Here is a 12759-nt window from a genome sequence, read left to right as displayed (position 1 = left end):
GATTAGCCACCGTTCATTTAACGCTAATTATTCGTCTTCTAAGTAAGTATAGCCATAGAGACCATTCTCAAACTCATCCACAAAATCTTTTTGTAGTTGTTCGCTTAGCCCAGTACCTTTAACTTGCTCGATAAAGCTTTCCAATAAGACTTCTGGTACTAGCTTGACGTATTGCAGCATATCCGCAACGGAATCCCCCTCTTCACTTTGCAGATAACGCACATTACCTTGGCTATCAACCCAAACGTCAATTGCCGCCGTATCCCCAAATAAGTTGTGCATATTTCCCAAAATTTCCTGATACGCACCTATCATAAAGAAGCCAATCATTGGTGGATTTTCTGGATCATATGCAGGCATTGGCATAGTTGTTTCAACGCCATCTCCGTCAACATAGTGATCAATAATACCATCTGAATCACAGGTGATATCCAATAACACAGCTCGACGGTCAAGTGGCTTATCTAAACCTTCAATGGGTAAAACGGGGAAAACTTGGTCAATCCCCCATGCATCAGGTAATGATTGGAATAGCGAAAAATTCACATAGAACTTATCGGCCATACGCTCCTGTAGTTCATCAATAATAGGACGATGAGCGCGATTACTCGGATCCAGATCTTGCTGAATGCGACGACAAATATTTAAATAAAGTTCTTCAGCCCAAGCACGTTGAGTTAAATCCAAAACGCCATGCGCATATTGTGTATGTGCTTCTTGCAAATCGAATTGACTATCATGAAGCCATTCGCGCAATGAACGACTGTTTCCTTGATGCTGCATCGATTCCCACGTTTCCCACAACGAAATCAATGAGCGTGGCGCATCTTCATCTGGAGGAGATGTTTTCGTAAACTCGTTACGTTCAACCCCAATCACATTAGAAACCAAGACAGTATGATGAGCAGTCAGTGCGCGTCCTGATTCTGTGATCACCGTTGGATGAGGTAGGTCATATTCTTCACATGCATCACCAATTGCCCAAATCACATTATTGGCATATTCATTTAGACCATAATTCACTGAGCAATCTGACTGTGAGCGAGTGCCCTCATAGTCTACCCCTAATCCACCACCAACATCGAAACATTGAATTTTGACCCCTAAGCGGTGTAATTCAACATAAAAACGTGCTGACTCACGGACCCCTGTCGCAATATCACGAATATTGGCCATTTGCGAACCAAGATGGAAATGCAGCAGTTGTAAGCTTTCTAGGCGGTCGGCATTACGCAGGATTTCAACAAGCTGCAACACTTGTGTCGCTGCCAAGCCAAATTTAGATTTTTCACCCCCACTGGCTTGCCATTTACCTGACCCTTGTGACGCTAAACGAGCACGTACCCCTAATCGAGGAGTCACATTCAAGCTTTCCGCTTCTTTAAGCACCATCTCAATTTCAGACATTTTCTCGATAACAAGATACACCTTGTGACCGAGTTTTTCCCCGATAAGCGCTAAACGAATATATTCACGGTCTTTGTAACCGTTACACACAATCACAGTACGGGTACGGCCGGCATTCGCTAATACCGCCATTAATTCGGCTTTCGAACCTGCTTCCAGTCCAAGAGGCTCTCCAGAATTCACTAATGACTCGATAACGCGACGCTGTTGGTTAACCTTAATCGGATATACCAAAAAGTAATCGCCTGTATAACCATAAGATTCACGAGCACGTTTAAACGCCGCATTAATTGAACGTAAACGGTGCTGTAGAATTTGAGGAAAGCAGAACAATGCGGGTAAACGCAAATGCTCTTGTTCCTCTTGAACTTGATAAACAAGTTCAGCTAAATCAATAGACGTGTCTGGGTTATCAGGATTAGGGCAAACACAGACATTTCCGCGCTCATTCACCTGATAGTAACCACCGCCCCAATACGCGATGTTGTACGTCTGGCGCATTTTGCGAGCGATATTATCATTCATAACAAACTCCTTTATGGAGGGGTGAGTGACGCTTTCTCCGGCCAGAAAGTCGCCCGTCATTAGACGTGGCACTGCTGGGCAGTTATGTCGGGGAAACAGCTATTACTCGGATTAATTAAAGTGCTTAGAACATCTAAACGGTGACAAATACGACCATTTGGCAGACAGTTACCGACTGGTAGCCAAAGGTGTACTAAGAAGATGATGGTAACTTCGAGAAGAAGTAAACAAAGGCAGGAAAGTAAACGCCAAAGACACGCGGCGATCCGCGTTCAGCTGTTGATTACTGTTATTCAGTAGATTATGGATCATTACCCATTAACCCCCAATATAACTGTTTAATCTTTATCAATAACGAAAAAGATAAACACTCCTGATCGATAGCAGGCACATTGTCTGCCTACTGGTGTATAACGGAAAATTTTTAACTAACCGTCACGGTCGCTGTTTATACATTGATTAGGCAGAAATTGCAAAACGTTATTGCCCTAATAGAAATAAAATTTGTCAGTAACGTCTTTTCACTCACTGTTTTTCTATCAAGAACAAAAACAGGTGGCACTTTTTTTGTTAAAATATTAAAATAGACGTCTAGATGTTAAAACATCCAATTACAATCAGCGAATTCTAAGGTATTAATCTCATGGCTACACATCTCTTTACTTCTGAATCTGTATCGGAAGGGCATCCTGATAAAATTGCCGATCAAATCTCTGATGCGGTTCTTGATGCGATTCTTGAGCAAGATCCAAAAGCTCGCGTTGCTTGCGAGACCTACGTCAAGACAGGTATGGTGATGGTTGGGGGAGAAATCACCACCAGCGCTTGGGTTGATATTGAAGAGATCACACGTAAAACCGTTCGCGAAATTGGTTATACCAGCTCAGACATGGGTTTTGATGCGAACTCGTGTGCGGTTTTAAGTGCGATTGGTAAACAATCACCAGATATCAACCAAGGTGTTGACCGTGCAGACCCATTAGAACAAGGTGCTGGTGACCAAGGTATTATGTTTGGTTATGCAACAAATGAAACTGACGTTCTTATGCCTGCACCAGTGACTTATGCTCACCGTTTGGTACAGCGCCAAGCTGAAGTCCGCAAAAATGGCACATTACCATGGTTGCGCCCAGATGCGAAAAGCCAAGTAACATTCCAATATGACGACAACAAAATTGTTGGTATTGATGCTGTTGTATTATCAACTCAGCACTCTGAAGACATCAAACAGCAAGATTTACATGAAGCGGTGATGGAAGAAATTATCAAACCCGTTCTTCCAACTGAATGGTTAGCTCCAACAACAAAATACTTTATCAACCCAACAGGTCGTTTTGTTATTGGTGGACCAATGGGTGACTGCGGTTTAACTGGCCGAAAAATTATCGTTGATACATACGGCGGTATGGCTCGTCATGGTGGTGGAGCATTCTCAGGTAAAGATCCCTCTAAAGTCGACCGTTCTGCTGCTTATGCGGCCCGCTATGTTGCAAAAAACATTGTTGCAGCTGGTTTAGCGGATCGTTGTGAAATCCAAGTATCCTATGCAATTGGTGTGGCTGAGCCAACCTCTATCATGGTTGAAACATTTGGCACAGGTAAAGTTCCAGAGGCACAACTGGTTCTGTTAGTACGTGAATTTTTCGATTTACGCCCATACGGACTCATTCAAATGCTGGACTTGCTACACCCTATTTATCAGCAAACTGCATCATATGGTCACTTTGGTCGTTCTCAATTCCCTTGGGAAAAAACTGACAAAGCGGCTATTTTACGTGAAGCTGCCGGTTTGAAATAAAACAAAAGGCTCTGATAATAAAAATAGGCCCCACAATGCTGGGGTTTATTTTTTAACGCCAATATGTTCGATTATTTTGCTACTCATTGAAATGTAGATTTAATATTTACACACGCTGAATAACCCTAAAATATCCGCTCTCCTTCAATCTAGTCACTGTCACTCCCTATTAATCATAGAATACCAGCTCAATTCAATAAATGAATTGAACTAATTTAGTAGAAAACTCAATAGTTCAATATCTAAATAATAAAATAAGCCAACCCTAGAGATAGGTTGTATCATAATAACTAGGGTAGCTCAGCATAACTCAGCCTCACAAACCGAAAAATATTTAATATATCTTCTATTATGATTTAGACAAATTTTCGACAAAACTTGATGTATCTATTTTTTTGATTAATCGCTCTTTCCACCAAGAGAAATTGCCCCCCTTACTTGAGGGATGCCAAGCTAACCAAATAAATTGATCATCTTTAGGTATTTCTACAGGCACAATAACGAGTTCTTGATTTTTTAACTCGTTCTTTATATGTAAGGGACAAATGAAACCATAACCAATCCCGCGTTTCAGTAATATTAATTTACTTTCTAAATCACAAACCAGTATTTGTCGCTCCAATGTCATTTCTTTTTCTTTATTAATTGATAACTCATGGCTACTATCCGCAATTTCCACATAAATATCATTGAGTAATTGTTTTCTAGTAATTATTTTCCTTTGTGATGCGAAAGGATGTGAAGGAGAGACACAAAGTGAAAAACTAATTTTGCCAAGGAGTTGAGTACTGGCTTTTATATTTTCAGGGATATAGCCTAGAGCAATGATAAAATCGGCTCTATTCTCTTTTAATGCATCCCATGCCCCCGTCATTGCCTCCCTTTGAATAGAAATATGAACATCTCCGTTCGTATTAATATAATCTCGAATATCTTGCACAAAGATATCGAGTGGTAAAAATTTTTCCACCACAATACGGATTTGATTATCAAGCGTGGGGATGTTCCTTACTCTATTTTCAAGATCTTGCATTGCATTTAAGATCCATGCGCCTTCTTGCAATAAAAACTCCCCTTCTTTAGTCAAACGCACTATAGGCCCATTACGGTGAAAAAGCTTCACATTCAAACGGCTTTCTATATTCAATACTTGATATGAAATTGCTGAAGGTGTTTTATGTAATACATCTGCGGCCGTTGAAAAGGATCCTGTTTTTTTGATAGTACTTATTATATTAATTGCATCCACGGATAATCTACTCATATAAGCTCCTATTAATTTAAAATAGCTAATACAATGATTTCAGCGCATGAATATTAAATTAATTCAGATATAGAACTATCATAATGTCGATAATAAACAATCAAGAAATATCCTAATCTATTTATTTAATAACAACCAACCTTTTTACTTGATATATAATTAATAAATAAAAACACAACAAAAAATATTGATTAGATAAAACAATTAAAAAATCCCAAAATATATATTTATTATCAATGAAAAAACTAACATTCAAACAATCACCAATATAGAGGGAAATATTCTCCCTCTATATTAAATCATACAATCACTTATTTAGAGAGACTATTACCTAAGCTAGAATTCATATTATTCAAAATATCACCATTATCTGCATCAATTTCCCATGCAAATAATCCGCCGAGTTTTTTATCTAAAACATATTTTCCTTTCGCTTGTACTGAGCGTTCATCATCAAACGTAATTAAATCGCCTGTTGATGCTTTAAATACATATGGAGCCTCCGCTACAGCATCATAGCTATATACCCATTCTCCACTCATATACTGATTTTTTATTTGGCGATAATCAACAACCCCATTTTCCCACGTTCCCGCTATTGGGCCTGTCGCTTTGCCCGTGAAAGGGTTACCCGCAGTATAGCCATTTACGCCAGTCCAACCTCGGCCATACATCGCTGCACCTACCACAATTTTCCCTGGATCAACACCTTGTGCTAATAATGCATTCACACCATTGACTGTTGTATATTCAGTATCAGGCCGCCAGCTTGATGCATTAAGAGCGGTTTGATAACCCAGTGTATTTAAATCAAAAGCACCGTAAAAGTCATAGCTCATCATAAAGAAATGAACGACTGATTTTTGTACCAACCCAAAATTAACTTTATCAATCTTCACTTTGGCCGCACTGATTGCGGAAGTTAATTGATATTGGCGTCCGGTTTCTTTTTCTAATTCATCCAACATAGCACGGAGTTCTTGCATCAGTAATAAATAGGTTTCACCATCCTTATCTGACGCTAATGTCACACTGGCTCCATTTGCACCGGGATATTCCCAGTCAATATCAACGCCATCAAAAAACTTCCATGTTTGTAGAAACTCTTTTACTGAACTGACAAAAGTATCCCGTTTCGTTTTATCTTTTAACGCATAAAATGGATCTGACAATGTCCATCCACCCACCGAAGGTAATATTTTTAAATCTGGATAAGCACGTTTGATTGCCATGAGTTGACCAAAATTCCCTTTATATGGATCAACAGTACCAGTTTGCCCTAATTGAAGGGCTGCCCATGGGTCATGAATACTAACCTTGTAATCCTCTCGACCAGAACATGATCTTTGTAACGACTCAAAGCTACCTTCAATTTCTTTTAAGCTATCATTAATCCCATTACCACCACACATAGGAATAAAAGCATATAAAATATGGGTTAGATTTTGTACGGGTATCTTATCAACTGGAAATTTCCGCCCGTAAACGCCCCACTCAACAAAATAGGCGGCAATAACTTTGCCTGAATTTTGTGTATAAGCTTTATTATTTTCTAATAACTGCGGCTTAAGCGGATCAAGATGGCTTCCATCGGTGTCTTTAACGATAATTTCTTTTGCATCACTTAGATTGCATTCATCTCCATTACATAACGCAACTTGTAATTGATATTTACCCCCCTTAGAAATTGAGATCGTAGCTTTACCTGATGCACCTGTGGATGCACCACTCCATACTTCTTTACTATCTAAATAAACCTTAGCTGTCGTTCCATAATCACCATTCCATAGAGCCCAGCTCACTTCAACATCAACGGCAGTTTTTCTTGTCACCAACTTTTCATAAGCGGTCGCATCACTAGAAACAGTGACTAGACTGTAAACGCTCTCTCCCCACTGAATAGAGGGTTTACCCGGAAGAGCAGCATACGAAAATTGGCTAGCAAAATGACTTACAAGCATGGTAAGAAGTACTTTATATAGTTTAAGCATATCTAACTCCTCAATTTAGCCGGAAATACCAACTATTAATGCCTGTTGGTATCGCGTTTATTCCTACATTAATGGCAGATATGACATCACTGACTGATTCACAAAAAGCATTTGCAGAATCATAAACATTCCATACGGCAAGAATGACGCAATACTCAGTGCAGTCATCGGATACTTACGCGCCACAATTTGTACTTTTTAGCTCCGTTGTGTGATGAGCTGAAGTCAATAGACTCGGCATGGTAAAACAGTGGGATAACCATGAGCGAAAACAGATTGAGAAGCTATCAGTAATAATGAACATAAACAGTTTAAGGAAAGGACTTGCTGAAATTGCTTTTTCATAACCCACCTCTGATATTCACTTAAATAGATTTTTTTGAACAGTTCATTCATTTATGAAAGCGCTGTTCATTTATATTATTGTGTGTTTAACAAGGGTGTTTTATGAAAAGTTCAATAGGAAAAGTGAAATATTTATCATGATAAGTATATTTTTAAATAAGCTTATATTTATTTTCATATGATAAAAAAGAAGGGGATCAAAAGTTAATAGATATTTTTAATTTACGAATAAAGGCATAAGCCCCGCTTGTCATGGGGCTTATATTTATTTTTTGGTTATTTGAAAAATAGACATTCCCGCTATCATTGCTAACGTGAAAACGATGCCTTGAGTTATCCCCATTCCCGTTAATAATAGTGCTGGTCCAGGACAAATACCCGCTAGCCCCCACCCCAATCCAAATAACACACTACCTATAATGAGTGGCTTATCAATTTTTTGATTTGTTGGGATCTGCATTGGGCACGCTAATAAACTGACTTGGCGTTTTTTCGCGACAGCGAAGGCAATCGCACTCATTCCCATTGCAACAGCCATTGTCACTAACAACGATGGATCCCAATTTCCTGTAATATCTAAAAATCCCAGAATTTTTGCTGGATTTCCCATACCCGCTAATAATAATCCCAAGCCAAATAATAAACCTGAGATTAAGGCGATAACGATAGGCATACCTTTATCCTCTTAAATCAAAGAAATTTATCAGTGCCACTGTCGCAAATGCCACCACCATAAAAGTCACCACCGCAACAATAGAGCGACGAGAAAACCTTGCCATGCCACAAATACCATGGCCACTTGTACATCCACTGCCCATTCTTGTACCAAACCCAACCAGTAATCCTGCAAGAATAATAATGGGTGTGCTTGTGGTAATAGTGACTTCAGGTGAAAAAAAGAAGAGAATAAATAAAGATGGAGCAATCATAATGCCTAATATAAATGCAACTTTCCAAGCCGTATCACCGGCGATAGGTTTCAATACTCCACTTAAAATGCCACTGATACCGGCAATCCTGCCATTTAAAAGAAGTAATAGTGAGACCGCGGCGCCGATCAATACTCCTCCTGCGGCGGCTGACCACGGAGTGAAATTAGCCCAATCAATAGACATTGTTATTTCTCCTGTACAGGACAATAAAGTTGATAGAGTGTATTTAGCAGTGTAAAAAGCTTTTCATCCGCAATAGCGTAATAAATACGTTTCCCCTCACGGCGTGTTACCACAAGGCCTTCATGACGTAACACCGTTAATTGTTGAGAAAGCGTGGGTTGTTGTATACCTAATGAGGCTTCTAACTCGCTCACACAGGCCTCTCCCTGCGTTAACTGACACAGCAGCAACAGCCGATCAGGGTTACCTAATGTTTTCAACAACGACGATGTTTGCATTGCGGCCTGCTTCATTGCAGAGAGCACGAGTTCTGAAGAATTATCGCTCATGATATACCTCTATATATTATATAATTAAACAATATATTATTTAATATAATGACAGTCAATAAGACTTGTTTCTCTAGGTCGGGTTATATTATTCTTGCCATCATGAAAACAGTACGCGTCCCTATCTATCTTCAACAGAAAGTCATGCATACACTGCGTGAAAAGCTTCACTTAGCACAACAAAAACTGGAAAAAACATTTCCAGAACCAACAGTTAACTATAAACAACGAGGCACAACGGCTGGCAGCGCATACTTAAAAGAATGGGAAATCCGCTTAAACTCAATCCTACTGATTGAAAATGGTGATCTCTTTATTGAGCAAGTTATTCCCCATGAATTAGCGCACTTATTAGTCTATCGTATGTTTGGCCGACAAGGTATTGCACTCCATGGCCATGAATGGAAATGGATGATGGAACAGATTTTGGAAGTTCCAGCGAATCGAACTCATCATTTTGCAGTTTCTTCAGTGAAAAGCCGAACTTTTACTTATTATTGTGCTTGTACGACATCACATGAATTAACGATCAGAAGGCATAATAAAGTTGTTAGAGGGGAGAATCAGTATTTGTGTCGAAAATGCGGTGAAGTCCTAAAACAGACTATTTCGTTGGTTGCGGCAGATGTTAAATAACACTGCCGCATCATATCGATGGTGTGTCTTTAGGCGAACTCCGTCATCACCAATTTGGCAATTTCAAAGTAAATAATTAAACCTGTTCCATCAATAAAAGTCGCAATAAATGGCGCTGATACAACAGCCGGATCCACTTTTAATTTCTTCAATACCATTGGGATAATAGAAGAAACAATCGCACTCCACATAGTAATTGCAACAATCGTTAAACTCACAACAATAGTGACTTCAGCCCCAACGCCTAAAATCCAGGCCCTAATTAAAGCAGCGGCACCGATAGTTATTGCCACTAAAAACGATGTTGATACTTCTTTTTTCAGGACTGCACCTAGATTACGTAAGCTAACCTCACCTAATGCCATCGCTCTGACAAGCGTAGAAGTGATTTGTGTTCCGCTATTTCCCCCTGTTCCAATCAGTAATGGAATAAAGAAAGCAAGAGAGATTGCGGCTTCTAATTGCTCTTCAAAAGCTTTTAACACTGTGCCTGTATAAGCCTCTGCAACAAATAGCATCAATAGCCATACAACACGTTTACGCCATAATGTCACTGGGCTTGTTGCTAAATAAGGCTCTTCAAGTGGTGTTGTCGCACCTTGAAGTTGTGCATCTAACGTATTCTCATCTTCTATCAATTCAGCGATATCTTGAGGTCTTAAAACCCCCATCAATTTGCCAAATTGTACAACCGGTATCATGTCTAAACCACTATGATTAATCAGATCATAAACATCATGACGTGATTGCTCAGGAGAAACTGAAAAGTAGTTGTGACGCATAATATCAGACACAAGCAAATTTTCTTCAGCTGCTAATAATGATTTAACGGAAAGGATACCATTTAAATAATTTTCCTGATCCACAACGAACAAATACGTAGGAATTTGCTCACCCTCTAAATGTTCGATCAGATTTTTTTTCACGCAATCAACTGAATCTGCAATAGAAACAGGCAAATAAGATTGGCTCATATATGCACTGACAGTTGCGTCGTCAATTTTTGGTTGCTGAGTGTTGTCGGTATTCAGGCGTGCGCCTTTCATTGCGGACTGAGCGATTGCTACAGATCCCGCTTTGTTCTGGGTAGTGAATGTCATTTTATTAGTCCCTAGTTACTGTTGTTTACTCAAACAGTACTCACATAGGGGCGAAACCAGATGAGAGAATGCGATGGCTATCTCTACGTCTCGGTTTTAGCACTATACAACGTATCCAACACATATATTGGAAGTTACATGGGGATATACCTTCGGTCGATATATCCTGTCCTGATCTTGGGCGTCTCTCGACGTCGTCAGATCAGTAACCTGTGTTTGTATAGGAGCCTCGCCTAACGAGATACTGCACTTTTGATGCGACGCGAATTATAACCATAAGATGATTAATTACCACCCCGAAAATACGGTTAATTTCCGATGACCATAGCCTTGTTTAAGTTTTGTTTAGGTTTATGTATAACAACAATTCTTGGTGTTACAAAGTGTAACCATTGATGTTTTTTTATTTTTTCTCCCAGTAAATAATACGCTATTTACTGCTATTGTTCATAATAACCAATAGAAATAGCACTTGAATAGTTATCTTCATAACCCCATAAGAATAAAGGCAAAAAAAAATTTCTTCGCTGTTTTATATTATTATGAGATGTTCACTAAACGAATAAAACTGAACATATTAATTTAGCTCATTAGAATTTATTGAACGAAAATAAATAACAATAAAATCCATAATACAGGTAAATTTATTCAACGATAAATTTACTTACTTTAATTAACTAACTCAATCAAAGAAAATAAAAAAATAAGAGAATGCACTTAATGCATTATTTAACTCGAAAAAAAGTCTCATTTTTGATGTTTTCAAAATAAAAACATTAAATAAACGATCAATTTGGAAGTTAATATATATAATTTTAATTTAAAATATCTTCAAGTTAATTAAAGAGTGAAGTTTTAATTATGGACAGAACTATTGTCGGTATGCTGACGAATCTAACATTTCGCGTTAATGATGAGATCAAAATCGCTGCAATAGCAGCTTTGGGAGATTATAAAGCAACGATTGAATACCAAGAAGCGATTGTTCGTATTATCAATCTTTGCCAAGACCCAAATAAAGAGATAGCCGTCTCAGCTATAAATGCATTAAGTAAATTATCGGTTTATTTTATGCCTGAAGGACCCGTTTTAAAGTAAACAAATTTAACGCTAATAAAAATTACATAGTGATTTTTATATAATAACTTATAACTACGATGTATAGTTATTTAATAACTTGTCTATAAGTCACTGTCTCATTATTAGTGGGATATATAATGAGACAGTTCATTTAATTGTTTTATTTACGCAATCTCTGTATCGCCTTGTAATTGACAACTACAAGCCAAAACATACCCTGCGGCAATCTCTTCCTCTGTTAATGTCATCGTACTGGTCGTTGTATAATTTCCTGATAATACTTTTGTTTTACAACTCCCACAAACACCAGCGCGACAAGCAGCAATCACTGGTTGTTTATTTTGTTCTAAAGCCGATAACAAAGACGTTCCCACCGGAACCTTAAAATCAACCAAACGTTGACGAATTTTTAAGGTAATGGTCTCTTCACTGGCAATCGGTTCCGGTTCTAGCGAAAAGCGTTCCATGAAGAAGTGTTCAGGTGGCACACCTAACGTTTTTGCAAATTGCTGGGCATTTTTCATATAAGGTGTGGGCCCACACGTCATGACGATGCGAGAACAAATATCTGGCACTAATGCAGATAATTTTTCAAGGGTTAAACGCCCTTCCGCAACCCCTCCATGATCAGGAGATTCCGGCATAATACATAACTGTAATCGTGATGGATATTGTGCAATTAATTGTTGCCACTCATCCGCAAAAATAATTTGCTGCTCATCTCGCACATTAAATAAAACTTTTACGTTAGCTTGAGAGCGGTATGCCATTAACCAACGTACCATCGACATAATTGGCGTTACACCACAGCCAGCAGCTAACATCAAATATTGATCACTATTTAATTCAGCACAAGTAAACTCACCCTGCGCATCTGAAAGCCATAGATAATCACCTGGCTTCACCGAGCTCGTTAACCAACATGACCCCGTTCCTTGCTCTAATCGTCTGACCGTAATAGTAATAAAACGACTTTGTCCAGGGGTCGATGAAATCGTATAAGCGCGCATGATTTCATCGCTATTTTTAATACTAACAAGAGCGTATTGTCCCGGAGAATAGGTATAAAAGTCGTGATTAATTAAATTAATCGTCCATACATCGGAAGTTTCTTGATGGATAGAATGTATCTGCATTCTATTTGGACATAAACTACTCGGCATTGTCAT

Annotated in this window: 11 protein-coding genes and 1 riboswitch; of the genes, 3 read left to right on the top strand and 8 right to left on the bottom strand. The window is 38.7% G+C overall.

Features of this window, described 5'->3' with window-relative positions:
• Window positions 1–27: 27 nt before the first annotated feature.
• Entirely contained in the window at window positions 28–1932 is a 1905-nt protein-coding gene (speA, locus tag O7C57_RS06425; protein WP_163860884.1) for a biosynthetic arginine decarboxylase, read from the bottom strand.
• Between the two features lie 643 nt (window positions 1933–2575).
• Between speA and metK the strand changes: the two genes are divergently transcribed.
• Complete coding sequence (gene metK, locus O7C57_RS06420) at window positions 2576–3730, top strand: methionine adenosyltransferase (RefSeq protein WP_154622998.1); 1155 nt, start codon at window positions 2576–2578, stop codon at window positions 3728–3730.
• A gap of 349 nt (window positions 3731–4079) precedes the next feature.
• Here the strand turns inward: metK and O7C57_RS06415 are convergent, their stop codons facing one another.
• The 5 genes from O7C57_RS06415 to O7C57_RS06395 form a co-directional block, all read right to left on the bottom strand.
• Complete coding sequence (locus tag O7C57_RS06415; protein WP_154622999.1) at window positions 4080–4994, bottom strand: LysR family transcriptional regulator; 915 nt, start codon at window positions 4992–4994, stop codon at window positions 4080–4082.
• 311 nt (window positions 4995–5305) lie between these two features.
• Window positions 5306–6985: a glycosyl hydrolase family 18 protein gene (locus O7C57_RS06410; protein WP_269723785.1), complete on the bottom strand. Its 1680-nt coding sequence runs from the start codon at window positions 6983–6985 to the stop codon at window positions 5306–5308.
• Window positions 6986–7595: 610 nt separating this feature from the next.
• A complete protein-coding gene (locus O7C57_RS06405; protein WP_154623689.1) occupies window positions 7596–8003 on the bottom strand; it encodes a DUF6691 family protein in 408 nt (135 codons plus the stop codon).
• Between the two features lie 4 nt (window positions 8004–8007).
• Window positions 8008–8445, bottom strand: a complete 438-nt coding sequence (locus O7C57_RS06400; protein ID WP_154623688.1) for a YeeE/YedE family protein — start codon at window positions 8443–8445, stop codon at window positions 8008–8010.
• A gap of 2 nt (window positions 8446–8447) precedes the next feature.
• On the bottom strand, window positions 8448–8774 hold the full coding sequence (locus O7C57_RS06395) for an ArsR/SmtB family transcription factor (RefSeq protein ID WP_154623687.1): 327 nt from the start codon (window positions 8772–8774) through the stop codon (window positions 8448–8450).
• A gap of 102 nt (window positions 8775–8876) precedes the next feature.
• Between O7C57_RS06395 and O7C57_RS06390 the strand changes: the two genes are divergently transcribed.
• Complete coding sequence (locus O7C57_RS06390) at window positions 8877–9410, top strand: SprT family zinc-dependent metalloprotease (protein ID WP_269723784.1); 534 nt, start codon at window positions 8877–8879, stop codon at window positions 9408–9410.
• Window positions 9411–9439: 29 nt separating this feature from the next.
• Here the strand turns inward: O7C57_RS06390 and O7C57_RS06385 are convergent, their stop codons facing one another.
• Window positions 9440–10456, bottom strand: coding sequence for a magnesium transporter (locus O7C57_RS06385; protein ID WP_414153923.1), 1017 nt, complete (start codon window positions 10454–10456; stop codon window positions 9440–9442).
• A 128-nt stretch (window positions 10457–10584) separates the two neighbouring features.
• Window positions 10585–10758: riboswitch (M-box (ykoK) riboswitch) on the bottom strand.
• A gap of 613 nt (window positions 10759–11371) precedes the next feature.
• Here O7C57_RS06385 and O7C57_RS06380 point away from each other — a divergent pair.
• Window positions 11372–11608, top strand: coding sequence for a HEAT repeat domain-containing protein (locus tag O7C57_RS06380; RefSeq protein WP_154635590.1), 237 nt, complete (start codon window positions 11372–11374; stop codon window positions 11606–11608).
• A 146-nt stretch (window positions 11609–11754) separates the two neighbouring features.
• Here the strand turns inward: O7C57_RS06380 and hcr are convergent, their stop codons facing one another.
• Entirely contained in the window at window positions 11755–12759 is a 1005-nt protein-coding gene (hcr, locus tag O7C57_RS06375; RefSeq protein WP_154624040.1) for an NADH oxidoreductase, read from the bottom strand.

Source organism: Providencia sp. 21OH12SH02B-Prov, from assembly GCF_027362595.1.
GTDB classification, from domain to species: Bacteria; Pseudomonadota; Gammaproteobacteria; order Enterobacterales; family Enterobacteriaceae; genus Providencia; species Providencia zhejiangensis.
Note: the sequence above shows the minus strand (reverse complement) of the source record. Positions and strands in the feature narration are given on the sequence as shown.